The following is a 17,747-nucleotide window of genomic DNA, read 5'->3' on the forward strand; positions in this document are numbered from 1 at the left end:
GGCCATTCCTAGAATAATGAAGGACTGCAATTTTATAATAAATTAGTTGTTAGAATAGGATAACCTAATTTTGTGAGTGTAGAAGCTAAGTATTCTGCATTCGTTTTACTTTCGTCAAAAACAATTTTCACCTTACTTGATTGAAATAGAACGTTTACTTTAGTTACCCCGTCAATTTTTTCTACTGTTTTTTCTATTTTTCTGATACAGGTTGGACAAGTAAGTGTCTCTAATTGAAAAGCGACAGTTTTCACTTGAAAAACCTCCTTTTTGTTTGTTACCTAAAGTATAGGTGAATAAGAACAGCTAAAAATTGATCTACATCAAGATTTACTATTGGAGAATAATTTATTTACTTGATCGTAAATAAAAAAAGTAACTAAAAAGCATAGCTTATTAGTTACTTAATGTAGCAGTTAGTAGTTTGCTTACTATTCATTCATATGTAGCGCTTTTCTAGCTAATTGATCTGCATGTTTGTTTTGTTTTTCCGGAATCCACTTTATAAAAAAATATGGAAAAGCAGCTATTTCTAGCTTTATTTTTTCTAAGTAGGGTAAAAAGGTTTTGTTCTTTGTATAATCCTTTTCGATCGTATCGACGACTACCTTTGAATCAGATCGAAAAGAAAGGATTTCATCAGGGAAATCGCGTTTGCAAAGGAGTAATGCTTCTAATACTGCTTGGAACTCTGCTTCATGATTTGTTAGCTCCCCTAAAGGAAGCGCATATTCATACGATTCACCATTCCTTTTTATATAAATCCCTGCTCCGCTTTGACCAGGATTACCATTCGTTGCCCCGTCTGTATATACTTCGATCATTAACAATCCGTCCTTTTAATTTAGCATTCGCATTTTGATAGTTCTCTATAAACTATAGCATATGTCTTATTGTAATTTAATTCGTGAAAGACGGTTTCTTCATTATCTAACCAACTTCTTTTTCGCTATAATTTCAATGTTCTATTCTTTTCACTATTGAAATAAAATTGAGAATAGACGAAAATAGAGGAAAGAGCTCTGTGAGATTATTCTCCAGGGCATAGAGGAGGCAGAAAACATGCTTGTAAGTAACGATTATGTAAATAAGAAGGATGTTGTCTACGTAACAGAGAATACTAGCATGAAGGATGTCATGACAAAGCTTGCGGACTCAGGCTATCGCTGTATCCCGGTTTTGGATGAGTCTGGGGAAAAATATGTCGGAAATATTTATAAGGTCGATTTATTAAAGTATGAAAAAGAGCATTCCTTAGATGATGCTGTTGCACAGCTCGTATCTGATCGGGAAATTGGATTTGTGAAGGAAGATGACCCATTTTTTAAAGTGTTCTCTACGATTAAGCAACTGCCTTATCTTGCGGTAGTAAATGAAGAAAAGGATTTCCTAGGTATACTTACAAATGGAAATGTTATTCAAGTACTAGAAAATGCCTGGGGCGTGCATAATGGCAGCTATTCATTAACGATTGGTACGATTGAATATGCTGGTGTACTTCGTAAAATGCTGAAAATCATTAACAAATACTGTAATGTGCAAAGTGTTATTTCCTTAAATAACAATTCGAAATATGTTCGCAGAGTTTGTATCGTTTTACCAAAAGAAGTAACGGAAGAAATGGCGAAGAAAATTGAAGCTGACTTAGATCGAAACAATTTTACAGTTACGGATATTGAAAAGCTGAGTTAGCATGTAATTGAATAAAATGCATGAGGTTTATTAACGTAAGCCTGATGAGGCAAACAGAAGTAAAGAGGATAATTAGTTTATTACTTTGGCTAATATCCTCTTTTTTCTTTTGCGTGGATGATTTTGGTGGAACAAGTGTGCTAGATAAGTATATTAAAATGTATTTTTCATGATATTGCTTTCAATTCTTAAAGTACGTAAATGCTAAAAGCAAGGGTCGTTCAAAATAATAATAATTAATTTTTATCAAAAGCTATTTTAAATCCATATTATTCCTAGTAGGGAATGTCGTTTATATTAAGGATGGTAGGGCAATTTCAGAAAGGGGTGGATAAGCGCATGGATTTTCATGATAAAAGGAATAAATCAACCTATACGACACGTAATGCTGATCAATCGTGGATTAAAGTTATACAAGATCTCATTCCAATTAACCGTATAACGAATGCTGTAGATATTGGTTGTGGGGGAGGAATCTATGCGAAGGCTTTATCAGACATGGGGATAAATTTAATAACTGGAGTCGATTTTTCAGAGCAAATTCTCGAAGGAGCAAGCTACAATTGTAGGAATCATGACAACATTATTTTAAAGCATGGGAATGCCCTCGAAACAGGATTGGCTAGTAACAGCTATGAATTGGTACTCGAAAGGGCATTGATTCATCATATTGATGATTTGAATAAAGGTTTTAGTGAAGTTAATCGAATCTTGCAAAAAGAAGGGTTCTTTATTATTCAGGATCGCACGCTTGAAGATTGTTTGCTAGAGGGAAGTGAGAATCATATTCGAGGATATTTTTTCGATTGCTTTCCAAGATTAGCTGCGTTCGAACGCTCTCGTAGGCATCGTTCAATAGATGTGATTCAGGCATTAGAAGAATCGGGCTTTATCGAGATAGAAGAAGTGTCACAATGGGAAACGAGAGCAGTTTATGAAAATAATGATCAGTTAAAAATGGACTTACTTGCAAGAACGGGTCGAAGTATTCTCCATGAATTGACGGACGAAGAATTAGCGCAGCTCATCTTTCATATTGATACGGTGTTAGATTCTAGTAAGAAAATAGTGGAAAAAGATAGGTGGACAATATGGACAGCAAGAAAAAAATAACTTTAGAAAAATCTGTGGGCATTCCTGATTCGCGAATGCTCTTTTTTATTGTTGGTAAAGTTGTATAATTTTTAGCAATTTTTTAGATAAGGTGTAGCATGCACATAATTTATGAGACATTAAAATTTCATTAAAAATCAGTGCTTCTCCTTAAGTCCTTTCCAATGCTGGCGATAATTAACATAGATAGCAGAAAAGTGATAAGAAAAAACAAAAGCCAAGGTGCGTATCATCTTGTTCTGCTCTCCACTTTATAGAAGACCTTTTATACACATGTGACTTGGCTTAAATACAGCATCCAGGAAGGTGTAAATCATGAAAAAGTTGAAGCTTGATATTCATTCGATTAAGGTAAAACTCATTATCGCTGCAATTTTAATTTTAGCAATTCCGATGATTGTATTAGGATTCGTAACGTACAACAAAAGCTTAACAAGCTTAAATGAAATCGGTGTTACCAATCTAAAAAACAGTGTAGAGCTTACACTCGAAATGATTGATACGCTAGATAGTGAAGTAACAAAAGGAAATATATCACTTCAAGAAGCACAGGAAAAAGTAAAGGTTGCACTTTTAGGGGAGAAGCAGTCAGATGGAACACGACCGATTAACAAAGCGATTGATATCGGGGAGCATGGCTATCTTTTTATTTTAGATGAAAAAGGAAATCAAGTAGCACATCCAAACGTGGAAGGAAAGAACAACTGGGATAATCCGGATGCAAAAGGATTTATGTCCACACAGGAAATTATTAAGACTGCCCAAAACGGCGGGGGGTTAACTTATTTTCATTGGCCATTACCAAATGATGAAAATATCATTGAACGAAAAGCAGCCTATTCCAAATTGAATCCAGATTGGGGATGGGTGATTGTAGCGGGAACGTACATGATGGACTTTAATAAACCTGCATCAGAGCTTCTTGGAATGATTTTAATCGTAATGGGGGTTACATTAGTTATTGGAGTAGGGCTTGTTTGGGTTCTAGCTTCGAAACTAGCCACACCAATTCGACGAGTTTCCAAGCAAATGAACTATCTTGCTGAAGGCAACTTAAGTCAAGAAGAAATCGTCGTTAACTCAAAGGACGAAACTGCAGAGCTTGCAGCGTCTATGAACCATATGCAAAAACAGCTGCGAGCACTTGTGAGTAATGTGATGAGTGCTTCACAAAAACTGAATAATCAAAGTGGCGCACTCACTCAGTCGGCAAATGAAGTAAAAGCTGGGTCAGAGCAGGTTGCCATTACGATGCAGGAATTAGCAAATGGATCAGAAAATCAAGCGAATAGTGCAAGCGGACTATCTGCTGCAATGCAAGGCTTTGCTGTCCAGCTCGAACAAGCAAATACAAGTGGAAATCATATTGAACGAGCTTCGAGGAAGATTTCAAGTATGACGCAAGAAGGAAGTCAGTTCATGACAACCTCCATGAAACAGATGGAGAAAATTGATCATATAGTTGATGAAGCGGTGCAAAAGGTAAGTGGTTTAGATCAACAAACACAAGAAATATCTAAGTTAGTCCTTGTTATAAAGGATATTGCAGAGCAAACAAATCTGCTGGCACTAAACGCTGCAATTGAAGCGGCTAGAGCAGGGGAGCATGGAAAGGGCTTTGCTGTTGTTGCAGATGAAGTTAGAAAACTAGCAGAGCAAGTAGCTGAATCTGTTACCGATATAACTTCAATCGTCACAAATATTCAGCAAGAATCTGGAGCAGTTACTGTTTCTTTGAAGGATGGTTATCAAGAGGTTGCATTAGGCTCTGAGCAAATTCAGGAGACAGGTGAAAGGTTCCGTTCTATTGATGCGGCGGTTACAGATGTTGTTAAAAGTATTGAGGCGGTATCAAGTAGTCTAGCACAGATTGTAGAAGAAAGTGAGCAAATGAATCGCTCCATTGAGGATATCGCTGCAATCTCTGAAGAATCTGCTGCAGGTATTGAAGAAACGTCTGCATCCTCTCAGCAAACGAGTAGCTCGATGGAAGAGGTTGCGGCTAGCTCAAATGCATTAGCAAATCTTGCAGAAGAGTTAAACGAACTGGTGAAGCAATTTAAAATTTAAATCTATTTCTTTTATTTCTACTTTTATGGAAAGAGGAAAAGGAAGCATATTAGATGCTTCCTTTTCATTACGAATTAATATGCTTGCATTGCTTCGTATACTTTATTTGCGATTTGTTTAGATAATGTTCCCGTACTAGCATAAGAGCCACTTGCTAGAGGACCATTGTTCTGTTTATTCGTTAATATTATAATTTGTAGGTTATAGGTAGGATCTACGATAATTTGTGTGCCGGTAAATCCAGTATGACCGAAAGCTCTTGGTGAATGTAAATCACCCATGTACCAGCTTTTATTTAGCTCCCAGCCAAGCCCCTGCCCAAAAAGGTATGGAGAAGTGAATTGGTCTATCGTTTCTTCGTCATATAGCTTTACTTTACCATAAGTTCCATTGTTTAACATTGCTTGCCCAAGAATGGCAAGATCTTTAGCGGTTGAAAATAAGCCTGCATGTCCAGCTACGCCTTGATTAGCATAAAAGCTATTTCCATCATTTACTTCACCACGTAGTGTATAGTCTCTCCATCTTGTGAAAGAATCTGCATCCTCTTCCACGTAATAACCAAAATTAGGATCGTCAATCATTTTGTATTCAAATGGATTCCCCCAGGATGTAGCAGCAATCCGTTTTTTTGTTTTGCTATTTGGATTGAACATCGTATCTTGCATCTGTAAAGGAGTATAAATACTTTGCTCTAGATATTCATCAAATGCTTGTCCTGTTACTTCTTCGATAATAAATGCGAGTGTCATAAAGCTAAAGTCACTGTACCGTCGATCTGTACCTGTTTCATATTCAAGTGGAAGCTCATTAATATAATCGAGAACTTCCTCAGGTGTGTCAGCATGTAAATAAGTAGGCTGCCAAGGTGTTAATCCTGAAGTATGCGATAATAAGTCGGCAATGGTAATGTCTTCTTTTCCGTTTTGTGCAAACGCAGGAATGATATCACTTACTTTATCCTCGATGGATAGCTTATTTTCCGATGCAAGTTTCATAATTCCTTGTGTTGTTGCCATTACCTTCGTGACAGATGCTAAATCAAATAAAGTCTTTTTAGTCATTTTAGTAGGTTTATCTAATAAATTACCCATATCATACTTTTCTGCATAACCGTAAGCGCTTTCTTTTATGATTTTATTATCCTTCGAAATTAACACAACAGCCCCTGGTGTTATTCCATTGTTTATTGCTTGAAGGACAATTGTATCAATTTCCTTTAGTTTTGTTTCACTAAGTCCAACTTTTTTTGATGTTCCATAACTGAGCTTACCGTTATTTGTTGCTGCAAAGGATGAAAAAGGTGTTGAAAAGAGTGCAAAGCATAGAATAAGAATTAATGTGATAAAGCTTTTCTTCCTCATTTAAAACAGCCTCCTAAAGTGTATTTGATGGTAAAAAGATCCATCGATTTTTAAACTTTCATTGCTATCTAGTAATGAAAGCGTTATAATTACAATATACGATATTTTGTATATTGTCTATGGGTTAAAAGTCCGGGCTTTTCATATGCTTTTATTAATTCCGAAGAGAGGTATTGGAGCATGGGGAATTTCAAGCAAAGACTAATCAATGCAGAGAAGGAAATAGGAAGGTCAGTAGTAGCTTTAAATCCATCTATAAAGAAGCAATTGTCACAGGACGATACTACCTTATATTTTGGAATAAAGGATACGAATCAATTTCCACATGCATTACTCGATAAGCTTTTAAGCATAGATGATTGGCAGTGGTTAACAATTGATAAAGCAGCAAGCAATGGAAGGGCAATAGATACAGATATCCATAATCCAGTTACATATCGATTAATGACTGGTTCGACGAGTGGAGGACCAATCAATATTATAAAAGGCATTACTGACTTTGCAATTGGAACGGATGGAGGAGGCTCCGTGCTGGCACCTGCTATAAGCTGTCAGCTACCAGCAATGATAGGTGCTGGGATTGGGATGCAGCTTGAGAAAAACAAAACCTCCACGGATGGAATTAATTTTGTTGGAAGTGTTGGAGTTATAGCAAAAAAAATGCAGCAAGTCGTCGATGTGATAGAGAAACTATCAGAAAGAAGCTTTAATATCCCACAAAGGGAGCGATTAACAATTGCAATCCCTAAAAAAGGAACTGTTATTTCTCCTGATCGGGTTGATATGTATGAGAAGGTATCCCATTATTTATCAATGCTAGATCCGAACGACTATTCTATTATCGAAATGGATATGCAAGGGATGGAATATAGAGAAAAGGGCATTGCCGTTATTCAAGAGGCATTTCAACGTTTAAACGTTGACTTAATTGTTACATGTGAAGGTCCAATTGATGTTTATGGTTATGGAGAAACGATGCCGTCCACCTTTGGAACGGTTGGCAAGGAGATATTCGATCAAAATGGAAAATATTTAGTTCGAGTAGCGAACATGTGTCAAACAACGGCTATTACTGTTCCAACTGAATGTCTTGCAACCGGATTGTTAATTATAGCAAATACGGGATATGCCAATTGTATGAACGCAATCTCCTTAGCAAAAAAATTAGAAGAAAAAATCGTATTACCTCACGCATGGGTACAACAAATGAATATGAAAAAGGAAACCGATGCTGGACTTTCCGATTACATTAAAAAAAATATACGAGAATAAGGTGAAGTAATGAGTAGAATTTGGGAAAGTTTATTTTCAAAAAACGGGTTAGCAGCAAAGGAAATTGCTAAAAAAATGATCTTTATCGAAGCAGGAGAAAGAATCCCGCGCGTAGAGGATTTTGTTCAAAGCTTGTCTTTGGGGCGTGGCACTGTACAAGGAGCACTTAAGGTATTAGAAAACCTGCGAGCAATCCATTTAGAATCTCGTGGTCACTTAGGGACATTCTTGATAACGAAGGACATGCATTTATTAAAAGAAATTGCAGGTGTAGGCTCACTTATGGGAGCAATGCCGTTACCATATTCTACTTTATATGAAGGGTTAGCAACAGGATTAATTGAAGTGTCAGATGCGATGTTAAATCGAGTTAATCTAGCATATATGAGAGGTTCAAAGCAAAGATTGGAGGGGTTGAAATCACGAAGATATGATTTTGTAGTGATGTCACAGCTAGCAGCAGAGGAAGAAATTGCGCAGGACAATAATTTGCAAATAGCTATTAATTTTGGTCCGGAAACATATGTGACACGACACCAAATTTTTTTAGCAAATGCGCATGAAAATCAAATAAAGGAGGGGATGCGAGTTGGTATTGACTATACATCTATAGATCAATCTAAAATCACATTGTTGGAATGTGAAAACTTAAATGTTGAGTTGGTTCCACTTAATTACATGCAATTATTCGATAGTCTTCAAAGTGGTAGCTTGGATGCCGCGGTCTGGAATGCAGATGAAACGCGAGCAAACAAGGTATTAAAAAAAGTAGATTTTAAATCAGAAAAAGCAAAGGCGATTGCTAAGAAAGCATCTACATCCGTAGTGCTGATGGAAAAGGATCGGCCGGAGGTTAGTAATTTTCTTTTGCGGCTGGATAAGCAGCTTATTTTAGATATACAGCGGCTTGTAGTGGAAAAGAAGAAGCTGCCTCATTATTAAATAAACAAAATAAGGTTAGGAGAGTTGGAATGAACATCCAAGAATTAAAAGAACGATTACAGCTATTGCTTGAACAACATGTAATCACAAAGAAAGCATATGCAACTACTTTAGATTCCTATGAGTTTTTGCTTCGTTACTTGGAAAGAGATTTTGCTGATCATGCTGAAATGCTCTTTACACATTTACCGATGGCACTTACACGGATTGAGAATGGTGAGGATGTAGCAAGTCCTACAGATGACATCATGCTTGATGTAAGGAATTCGCCCTTTTATCCAATTGCGCAGGAGCATGTAGCATTTATTGAACAAAGATGGGAAGCACCGTTGCCAAAAGGGGAAAAGGACTTTTTATATTTACATTATACGACTGTTATTACGATGAACACAGGAGGAGAATAAGATGAAGATTGTTATTGGTGGACAAGTTGAAAAAAAAGCTATTGAGGCATTGGTTAAAGAATTAGATGATTCGATTGAGACAGTAATCAAATCAGATTTAGAAGCTGCAATGGCACTCAAAACAAACCAAGCTGATTATTATCTAGGTGCATGTCATACCGGTGGTGGTGGAGCATTGGCAATGGCAATCGCGATGAATGGAAAGGCTTCTTGTGAAACCGTTTCAATGCCGGGGAAAAAGCCTGTAGAAGCATCCATAATCGCAGCAGTGAACGATGGAAAAAGAGCCTTTGGTTTTACCGGCGATCATATTGATTTGGCAGTACCAATGATTATTAATGCAATAAAAAATAAAAAATAAAACGTAGAATGGGGAGTGCATGAAATGGAAATGCTATTTGTCATTTTAATTGGAGCAGTTGCTGCTGTTCTATCAAACAGAAATATCGCAGTTTTTAATGATGGGCTACGACCGATTGTATCTGAGCATATCGAAGGTAGGTTAAAACGGAGAGAGCTTGGATTAACTGCATTTGCGATGAGCTTCGGCTTAGTTGTTGGGTTTGGGATTCCGTTTACATTGTCGGCTAGTATTATTTTGATTCATAGTATTTTATTGGGAACGGATATTATTGGATTAGTTACACCAAAAAACCGCTGGGGAACTCCAGTTGCCGCATTTGTTGGTGGTCTCTATGGTTGGGGATTACTTGCAGGGTTAGAAGGATTTGTGAAGCTGTTTGATTATTTGCCAGTGAATTTCCTTGATGCGATGGGACAAGTTGGAACACCAGTTGTTGTAACATTTATGGCTTTCCCAGCACTTGCAGTAGCATTTCAGTTTAGTGTGAAAAAAGGGATATTGACCTTTGTTGTTGCTGCTTTAGTAAGACAATTAGCAGTTTTTGTGAATGAGCAAGGCTTTTTAACAATAGGTGATAACGTTGTTTCCTTAAATCAAGAAGGAATGGCTTTGATTGTTGGAATGATCTTTCTCTTTACTTATGCCATTAAGGAAAAAGCAGAAGAAGGTTCTTCTATTGATTTAGCTTCTGTATTTAGTGAAAAGGTAAAATCAATTAAAAAGAATGTTGCCTTTTTCATGATTATCGGTGCATTAATAGCTGGGGCTACTAATCTATTATTAATGGCTGGTGATCCAATTTCTTTAAATCTTCTTGCAGAAGGAAAGCAAACAGATGCTGGTATTGCAGCTGCTGCTAGAGCGATTGGGTTTATTCCTTTAGTTGCAAGTACAGCGATTGCTACTGGTGTTTACAGCCCAGTTGGATTTACATTGATATTTGTTGTCGGGTTGTTTGCTCCAAATGTATGGTTAGCAGTAATTATTGGTGCATTAGTAATCTTTGGTGAAGTCATGCTCCTTAGCTCTATTGCTAGATTTTTAGATAAGTATCCAGGTGTTCGAAACTCTGGGGAAAATATCCGTAACGCGATGACGAAACTGCTTGAGGTTGCTTTATTGATTGGTGGAGCAAATGCTTCCAATGCGATTGCACCAGGATTCGGTTTCTTCTTTATTGCTGGCTTCTACTTGTTAAATGAAGCAGCAGGTCGTCCAATCGTTCGCATGGCAGTAGGGCCAGTCGGAGCGATTGCAGTAGGGATTATTGCAAACATACTTGTGGCAATGGGGATTATGGCGATACCTCAATAACAGCATGGGAGTGATTGGTAATGCTACAAACAGTTAGAGGAAAAATTAAGCAAAATGAATTTGGAATATGTGCAGCACATGAACATTTATCCATTGATTTATCAAGAATAAAAAAAGACCCAGATACGATATTAGATGATGAAGCAGGTATGGAATCAGAATTACACCATTTTTATCAAGCTGGTGGACGCTCAATGGTTGAATTGACGAATGAAGGAATGGGAAGAGATGTCCAACGCTTAAAAAGGTTAAGTGAGGCTACAAATGTCCATATTATTGCATGCACAGGCTTTTACAAGGATCCTTTTATTCCAGATTTTGCTCAAAAATGGGATCGAGATGCGTTTGCCTTGTATTTTACGAAAGAAATAGAAGAAGGTATTCAGAATACGGGAATTTATCCAGGTGTTATTGGTGAGGTAGGTACGAGTGTAAATGAAATTAAACCAGTAGAAAAAGAACTCATCATTGGTGCTGGGAAAGCGGCACTTGCAACTGGATTAACCGTCACAACCCATACGTCTTTAGGAACAATGGGGGTTGAACAAGTAAATATGTTGTTTGATTTAGGTGTACCTAAGGATCAAATCATTATTGGTCATCAGGATTTAAATACGAACAAGGATGAAGTACTTGATGTGCTTCGTGCAGGTGTTTATATCGGATTTGATACAATTGGTAAAACAAATTATCGTCCAGATGAGGATAGAATTGCATTTTTATTAGACTTTATCGAGCGTGGTTATCATAAGCAAATTTTACTCTCAGCCGATTTAACCCGCAAATCACATTGGAAGAAGCACGGTGGTCCAGGATATGATCTCGTCCTTCAAGAGTTTATTCCGAAATTACAGGAGCATGGGGTAACAAATGATGTTATTCAAGATATGCTTATCAACAATCCAGCACATGCATTTTCAATAAAGGAGCGTTAACCGTGACTTACGATCCAGCAAAACTTAAGTATGCAAATTCAGTTGTTCCAACACGAACAGTAAAGGAAGCGGAGGAGCTTCAATTTAAATTGGTTGAATGTATGAGTGAGCATTTTACTGGTGATCAGTTTCTTTCATTGGGAGATCTTGGAGTAGCACCAGTTTATAAGAAGCCAGAACAGACAGCTCGAGTTGAACGTGTGTTAGCATCGTTTTTTGGTGTGGAGGATGTTGCGCTTGTCCGAGGCGCAGGAACAGGGGCGATTCGCATTATTTTAAGCACGATCATGAGCCCAGGTGATACGATGTTAATTCATACCGCACCAGTATATACAACAACAACAGATACCATTCGCGTTTTAGGATTGCGTACAAAGGAAGTCGACTTTAATGATTTAACAGCAGTTGAAGCTGTATTAAAAAAAGATACAGTATGTAAGGTGTTTTATGTTCAGCATGCTAGACAGCAGCCGACAGATACGTATGATTTAAAAGCGGTTATTCAAACGGTAAAACTTGTTCGTCCAGACTTGCCAATTATTGTAGATGATAATTATCTTGCGATGAAAGCATACGGAATTGGTGTGGAGTATGGAGCAGATTTTTCCACGTTTTCTGGCTTTAAAGTGCTTGGACCAGAAGGAATTGGTATTATTGCAGGAAAAAAAGAAGAAATCCAATTGCTTCAATCGAGAAATTATTCTGGTGGTGGACAAGTTCAAGGCTTTGAAGCAATGGAGCTATTGCGAATGATGACCTTTGCTCCAGTATCATTAGCAATTCAAAATGAGCAGGTAGCTGAGGTTTGTAAGCAATTAAATACCGGTGCTATAAAAGGTGTCACACATGCATACATGGTAAATGCACAATCAAAAAATATAATCGTGGAATTAGAGGAACCTATTGCACAACAGGTTATTAAAGCTAGTAATACTTTTGGAGCGGCGACGCATCCAGTCGGAGCTGAATCCAAGTATGAGATTTTGCCGATGATCTATCGGGTTTCTGGAAGCTTTATTGCTTCACAACCTCGATTAAAGCAGTATGGCATAAGAATTAATCCGATGAAATCAGGATCGAAAACTGTTTTATCTATATTGGAGAAAGCGATGAAAGCAGTAAAGCAGGGGTTCTGATAATTGAATGAACAACAGGAGGATGTCCCATGTTTTTGGATGTGACAAAACGAAGGAATCCAGACCTTATAAAGACTGGTGTTACGTTACACCAAACGGGTGAGATTCCACCCAACACATATATTATTGATGTAGATATTTTAAAAGAAAATGTAAAATTACTGTCAAAGGCTGCTGATAAGCATGAGATGACATTATATTTTATGTCTAAGCAGCTTGGTAGGCTGCCAGAGATAGCAAGGATAATCGAAAATAATGGAATAGCGAAAGCGGTAGCGGTAGACTTCGATGAAGGAAAGCTACTAGCTGAAAACGGAATAAAAATTGGTAATATAGGTCATCTTGTACAGCCAGGAAAGCACCAATGGAAGGAAGTTTTAAGCTGGAACCCAGAAGTTGTGACGATTTTTTCTTATGAAAGAGCACAACAACTATCCGTTACTGCGAGACAGATGGGGAAAGTGCAGGATATTTTACTCAAAGTAGTTGATTCAGAGGATAAAATCTATCATGGTCAAGAGGGAGGCATTCCGCTTCACAGCCTTGAACAAACGATTGATAACATCCTGCAATTAACTGGAGTTCGAATTGTTGGTGTTACTACATTTCCAAACCTACAATTAAATAGCTTAAATCTGGAAATGATCCCAACGGAAAATCTTTCTACTCTATTAAGAGCAAAGAAGATATTAGAGAAGAAAGGAATAGAAGTTACTCAAGTTAATGGTCCAAGTGGAACAAGCTGTGAAACGATTCCGTTTTTATCCCATAAAGGAGTAACTCATGGAGAGCCTGGACATGGGTTAACGGGAACGACTCCACTGCACGCATATAAAGATTTACCAGAAAAACCGGCAATTGTTTATGTTTCTGAAGTATCTCATACCTATGATGACAAGTATCAAGTCATAGCCGGTGGATTTTATGGAAGATCAAATATGAAGGGTTGCTTCGTTGGTCATGATAAGGAAACAATTATGAATCGATATACGGCGGCATATGAGCTTAGCCCTGAATCAATTGATTATTATGGAATGATTGCGAAGCCAAACGACTTTCAAATTGAAATCGGAGATACAGCTATATTTGCTTTTCGTACGCAGCTTTTTGTTACGCGAGCACATATTGCGCTTGTTGAGGGAATACAATCAGGAAATCCGAATGTCATCCACCTAGAAAGGAAGTGGTGACATCATGGCTAAAATGATGTTACTCGTAATCGATAGCTTTGGAATTGGAGCAATGGAGGACTGTAAAGACTTTGTACCGTCAGATTGCACAGCAAATACGTATAAGCATATTCGTGCCAAAAAACAGGATAGTCTACAAATTCCTGTCATGTATAAGCTTGGGTTGGGCACACTTGTGGACGGAAAAGAGGCACCTGAAAACGCATATGGCTATGCAAAGCTAGCTCATCATGGGGCAGACACGTATTTAGGCCATCAAGAAATTGCCGGAAGCTGCCCCAAGAAATCAAATAAACGACTAATGAAGGACATTCATCATGAAATGAAAAATGCCTTAGAAAAAAGTGGCTATACCGTTACTTATCCATTAGCTCATTGTCCGATCTTATTAGTTAATGGCAGTGCTGTTGTAGCTGATAATTTAGAGTCTGCTTTAGGAAATATAATTAATGTAACAGCTGACTTTAATCGCATGCCTTTTTCAGAAGTAAAGAAGCTGGGTGAGGTAGTTCGAGAAAATGTGGATACTACAAGAGTGATTGCTTTTGGAGGACCCTACACAAGTATTGAACATATTTTATCCTGTGTACAAGAAAAGCATCCTGGTCAGTGGGGAGTAGATACTCCGAAGGCAAACGTTTATGGCAAAGGTTACGAAGTATATCATATGGGCTTTGGTGTGGAGATTGAAAAGCAATTCCCGATGATTGCCGCAAAAAATGGATTAAAGGTATATCGACTCGGTAAAACTGCAGATGTATTGCATGGCGAAGGACCTGCTGATCCTATTGTGAATACGACGAAGCTTTTAAAGAAAGTAACAAGCAGCTATAAAGCAGAAACAGGGGATGCCGCTTTCCTTGTGAACGTACAGGAAACAGATTTAGCTGGTCATGCAGAGGATGTCGATTGGTACTGCAGCTTGCTAAATGAAACAGATCAGTGGCTCGCTTCGTTCATTCCAGAGATGAACGAAGAGGATATATTAATTATCATGGCAGATCACGGCAATGATCCAACGATTGGGCATTCCAATCACACCAGAGAATATGTTCCAATATTAATAGTAGGAAACAAAGTGAAAAAAACATCTATTGGGTTAAGAAATACGATGGCAGATGTTGGGGCAACGTTTTGTGATTTCTTTCAATTGCCTGCACCTGCTGAAGGGAAAAGTTTTTTATCCGAAATTAAAAGTGAACATCCCTTCAAATAGAATAAAAAGAGGTTGAATAATGGTTCAACCTCTTTTTGTTGTTTGAGATAGTATCTAAAAGTTAGATATTTAAAATGACAACAAGCAGTGAAAATGCAAATAATAATCCAGGCATTTTTAACGATGCAACAGGATCCTTTGCCCGAATATGTGTTAACATTGCAAAAAACATTATAATCGCTAGCCAGAGGCCGGCCCAAATGACTAATGGCGTATACCATATCCCAGCAATGATTGCTATTGCTCCAACCCATTCAAATAACCCAGTTATAACACGAAACCACTGGGGGAGTCCGAAATGATTAAAGCCCTCCACCATTTTTGGCGAGGTGAATTTCATGTAACCAAACATAAAAAAACCTGCTCCTAGTAGTACTTGTAAACCAACAGATAACATTATTATTTCCTCCATTCTTTTGCTGCAGACTCTATTATGATATATATTATCTTTTTATTGAAGTAGGCACTTTAAAGTGGTATAGTATCCAAAAGGAAACTTAGGAGGATGCAGATGGATGACCGCACATGTGTTGGTGTAGAAGTAGCGATTGATGCAATGGTTGGTAAATGGAAGCCAATTATTTTGTTTCATTTGATGGAAAATGGAACAATGCGGTTTAATGAATTAAGGCGAAAAATACCAAAAATCACACAGAAAATGCTCACCTCACAACTGCGAGAATTGGAATCTCATAGCATTGTAAATCGAAAGGTTTATCCCCAAGTCCCGCCAAAGGTGGAGTACTCTTTAACAGAATATGGAGAAAAAATAATTCCGATTTTAAATTCAATGCAAGAATGGGGTTCGTCTCACAAAGAGCATTTAAAAGAACTTAATAATAATAATGATCAGACTGCGGAGAAGTAGATAAGTACTTCTCCGATATTTTTATAAAATATGGAAATCAAATTTTATAACGCTTCTTTTTTTGAAAGCAAATACACTTGACTATATACCTAAGGGGGTATATAATGAGGTTAGTTAATTGAGTTTTTGTAGGAAGGGGAGAATAAAATTGGCTACAGTAGCAAAGGTTTATGTAACTTCAACATGTCCATTTTGCACGATGATGACGAATTATTTGCATGAAAATAATATTCCATTTGAAACGATTAATGTACAAACGGATCGACAAGCTGCAGTAAAGCTTGTTGAAACGACTGGTCAAACTGGTGTACCACAGACAGAAATCAATGGAAAATGGGTGCTTGGCTTTGATCCAGATGCAGTGCAAGAAGCGCTAAAAGGGTGAAGCAAGTGAAGAAAGCATTTCAGAAAATCAAGTACCAGTTCATGTGTAATTCTTGTTCAGTGAATAATGAGGACAAGGGATGCAATACTAAAACAGGTGGTCCGAAGATTTGTATTGGTCATGTAGGGTTATTTTTAGCTGCCGTTTTTATTTTAATTTCGGAGCTAATGAGATAAGACAGCGTTTCATTTTTTAGGGGTCAATCCGATTTAGCTGCTGGGGTGATGCAAACGTGCATCTATATCCAGTAGCTTTTTTATCGGATTCTGTTCAGCTAACAATCAGTGAGGAATGAAAGAGATTCCTCACATATAATGAACGTTATTAATTTTAAGTAGGAGTGGAAGCATTGGAACAACACGGATTGCGTTATTTTCCAATTGGATTATTTGCAAGTGTGATGGGATTTGCGGGAGTAACAATAGCTAGTAGACATCTCGAAGAGCTCTTAAATTTTCCGCATTATGTATCATTAGTATTCTTATTTTTTTCAACCTTATTATTTCTAGTTAATTTAGCAATGCTAAGTTATCGTTCTATTCATTTTCTTCAGGATGTTAGGGAGGATTTTAATCATCCGGTAAAGATGAATTTCTTTGCAGCGATATCAATAAGCTTACTTTTATTAGCGGAATCCTATTATCATTATGTGCCAGCCTTATCTTTTGTAGTCTGGGTAGTAGGTGCTGTCTTACAGCTGTATCTGACTTTAAAAGTGTTGTCTAACTTAATTTGGCGGCAATCATTTGTTATTGCTCAATTTAATCCCGCTTGGTTTATTCCAATTGTAGGGAATATTGTTGTACCATTGGCTGGAGTGTATCATGTAGGAAAGGATATTAATTGGTTGTTTTTTAGTATTGGAATTGTATTTAGCATCATTTATCTAACAATCATGATGCAACGATTGTTTTTTGATCCTTCATTACCAAATCCGTTGATGGCAACATTGTTTATTTTAATGGCACCACCAGCAGTAGGATTTTTATCGTATATGAAGCTAACCGGAAATTTAAATGTATTTGCTCATATTTTGTTCGGGTTTGCATTTTTTATTTTTTTACTATTGCTTTTTAATATAAAGCGATTTATTGTCCTTCCGTTTTTCGTATCATGGTGGGCATTTTTATTTCCAACAGCAGCATTAACCATTGCTACGATTCATATGTTCGTTGTTACTAAATCGATACTTTATGCTTGGTCGCTCGTTTTTGAAAGTGCTGGTCTACTATTTCTAATCATAGTATTAAGTTGGAAAACCGTGAAGCTTGCTGTGAATAAGAAATTATGTGTATCGCAATAACACAAACTTTTGATACAAGCCATTCTTTGAAAAAGAAAGGCTTGTATTTTTTGCATTTCCAATATTTTATCGGATACTATCTTTAAAAGAATTACAATCAATGCTTAAATAGAATGTAAGAAGCGTAGTATACAGGATACTATTGTACAAAAATAGTAAAAGCTATTTACTTCTAAGTA

The 17,747-nt window shown here is 37.2% G+C and carries 19 protein-coding genes; 15 read left to right on the plus strand and 4 right to left on the minus strand.

What is annotated here, in order from left to right:
• Positions 1–32: 32 nt before the first annotated feature.
• Positions 33–254 carry a heavy-metal-associated domain-containing protein gene (locus SPK86_RS10075; RefSeq protein WP_284139097.1) on the minus strand — a complete coding sequence of 74 codons (222 nt, stop codon included), beginning with the start codon at positions 252–254 and terminating at the stop codon, positions 33–35.
• A 177-nt stretch (positions 255–431) separates the two neighbouring features.
• Positions 432–824 (minus strand): ribonuclease HI family protein, encoded by a 393-nt coding sequence (locus SPK86_RS10080; RefSeq protein WP_284139098.1) that lies wholly within the window; start codon positions 822–824, stop codon positions 432–434.
• A gap of 238 nt (positions 825–1,062) precedes the next feature.
• Here SPK86_RS10080 and cbpA point away from each other — a divergent pair, with 238 nt between their 5' ends.
• The 3 genes from cbpA to SPK86_RS10095 all read left to right on the plus strand — a co-directional run bounded on the left by cbpA (position 1,063) and on the right by SPK86_RS10095 (position 4,875).
• The gene (cbpA, locus tag SPK86_RS10085; RefSeq protein WP_284139099.1) at positions 1,063–1,692 is read left to right on the plus strand and encodes a cyclic di-AMP binding protein CbpA; all 630 of its coding nucleotides are present in this window, start codon (positions 1,063–1,065) and stop codon (positions 1,690–1,692) included.
• Between the two features lie 339 nt (positions 1,693–2,031).
• Complete coding sequence (locus SPK86_RS10090; RefSeq protein WP_284139100.1) at positions 2,032–2,805, plus strand: class I SAM-dependent methyltransferase; 774 nt, start codon at positions 2,032–2,034, stop codon at positions 2,803–2,805.
• A 315-nt stretch (positions 2,806–3,120) separates the two neighbouring features.
• Positions 3,121–4,875: a methyl-accepting chemotaxis protein gene (locus SPK86_RS10095; RefSeq protein ID WP_284139101.1), complete on the plus strand. Its 1,755-nt coding sequence runs from the start codon at positions 3,121–3,123 to the stop codon at positions 4,873–4,875.
• Positions 4,876–4,949: 74 nt separating this feature from the next.
• Here the strand turns inward: SPK86_RS10095 and SPK86_RS10100 are convergent, their stop codons facing one another.
• Entirely contained in the window at positions 4,950–6,239 is a 1,290-nt protein-coding gene (locus SPK86_RS10100) for a serine hydrolase (protein WP_284139102.1), read from the minus strand.
• Positions 6,240–6,419: 180 nt separating this feature from the next.
• Here SPK86_RS10100 and SPK86_RS10105 point away from each other — a divergent pair, with 180 nt between their 5' ends.
• Genes SPK86_RS10105 through SPK86_RS10145 form a run of 9 tightly spaced genes read left to right on the plus strand, consistent with a single transcriptional unit; the run spans position 6,420 to position 15,012 of the window.
• A complete protein-coding gene (locus SPK86_RS10105; protein WP_284139103.1) occupies positions 6,420–7,511 on the plus strand; it encodes a hypothetical protein in 1,092 nt (363 codons plus the stop codon).
• A 9-nt stretch (positions 7,512–7,520) separates the two neighbouring features.
• Positions 7,521–8,453: a GntR family transcriptional regulator YhfZ gene (yhfZ, locus tag SPK86_RS10110; RefSeq protein WP_284139104.1), complete on the plus strand. Its 933-nt coding sequence runs from the start codon at positions 7,521–7,523 to the stop codon at positions 8,451–8,453.
• A 29-nt stretch (positions 8,454–8,482) separates the two neighbouring features.
• Positions 8,483–8,857, plus strand: coding sequence for a PRD domain-containing protein (locus SPK86_RS10115; RefSeq protein ID WP_284139105.1), 375 nt, complete (start codon positions 8,483–8,485; stop codon positions 8,855–8,857).
• Position 8,858: 1 nt separating this feature from the next.
• A complete protein-coding gene (locus SPK86_RS10120) occupies positions 8,859–9,218 on the plus strand; it encodes a DUF2620 domain-containing protein (protein ID WP_284139106.1) in 360 nt (119 codons plus the stop codon).
• Positions 9,219–9,242: 24 nt separating this feature from the next.
• Positions 9,243–10,535: a YhfT family protein gene (locus SPK86_RS10125; protein WP_284139107.1), complete on the plus strand. Its 1,293-nt coding sequence runs from the start codon at positions 9,243–9,245 to the stop codon at positions 10,533–10,535.
• 20 nt (positions 10,536–10,555) lie between these two features.
• Positions 10,556–11,470, plus strand: a complete 915-nt coding sequence (locus SPK86_RS10130; RefSeq protein WP_330949288.1) for a phosphotriesterase family protein — start codon at positions 10,556–10,558, stop codon at positions 11,468–11,470.
• Between the two features lie 2 nt (positions 11,471–11,472).
• Complete coding sequence (locus SPK86_RS10135) at positions 11,473–12,606, plus strand: aminotransferase class V-fold PLP-dependent enzyme (protein ID WP_330949289.1); 1,134 nt, start codon at positions 11,473–11,475, stop codon at positions 12,604–12,606.
• A 29-nt stretch (positions 12,607–12,635) separates the two neighbouring features.
• Entirely contained in the window at positions 12,636–13,796 is a 1,161-nt protein-coding gene (locus tag SPK86_RS10140) for a YhfX family PLP-dependent enzyme (RefSeq protein WP_284139110.1), read from the plus strand.
• Between the two features lie 4 nt (positions 13,797–13,800).
• The gene (locus SPK86_RS10145; protein ID WP_284139111.1) at positions 13,801–15,012 is read left to right on the plus strand and encodes a phosphopentomutase; all 1,212 of its coding nucleotides are present in this window, start codon (positions 13,801–13,803) and stop codon (positions 15,010–15,012) included.
• Between the two features lie 61 nt (positions 15,013–15,073).
• On the opposite strand, the gene SPK86_RS10150 is transcribed toward SPK86_RS10145, so the two are convergent.
• Positions 15,074–15,409: a DoxX family protein gene (locus tag SPK86_RS10150; protein WP_284139112.1), complete on the minus strand. Its 336-nt coding sequence runs from the start codon at positions 15,407–15,409 to the stop codon at positions 15,074–15,076.
• Positions 15,410–15,523: 114 nt separating this feature from the next.
• Between SPK86_RS10150 and SPK86_RS10155 the strand changes: the two genes are divergently transcribed.
• The 3 genes from SPK86_RS10155 to SPK86_RS10165 all read left to right on the plus strand — a co-directional run bounded on the left by SPK86_RS10155 (position 15,524) and on the right by SPK86_RS10165 (position 17,568).
• Positions 15,524–15,880, plus strand: coding sequence for a winged helix-turn-helix transcriptional regulator (locus SPK86_RS10155; RefSeq protein WP_284139113.1), 357 nt, complete (start codon positions 15,524–15,526; stop codon positions 15,878–15,880).
• Between the two features lie 148 nt (positions 15,881–16,028).
• Complete coding sequence (locus tag SPK86_RS10160) at positions 16,029–16,265, plus strand: glutaredoxin family protein (RefSeq protein WP_284139114.1); 237 nt, start codon at positions 16,029–16,031, stop codon at positions 16,263–16,265.
• A gap of 349 nt (positions 16,266–16,614) precedes the next feature.
• Positions 16,615–17,568: an SLAC1 anion channel family protein gene (locus SPK86_RS10165; protein WP_330949291.1), complete on the plus strand. Its 954-nt coding sequence runs from the start codon at positions 16,615–16,617 to the stop codon at positions 17,566–17,568.
• The last annotated feature ends 179 nt before the right edge of the window (positions 17,569–17,747 follow it).

Origin of the sequence: Virgibacillus sp. MG-45 (assembly GCF_036409425.1) — a bacterium.
Lineage (GTDB): Bacteria > Bacillota > Bacilli > Bacillales > Amphibacillaceae > LDC-1.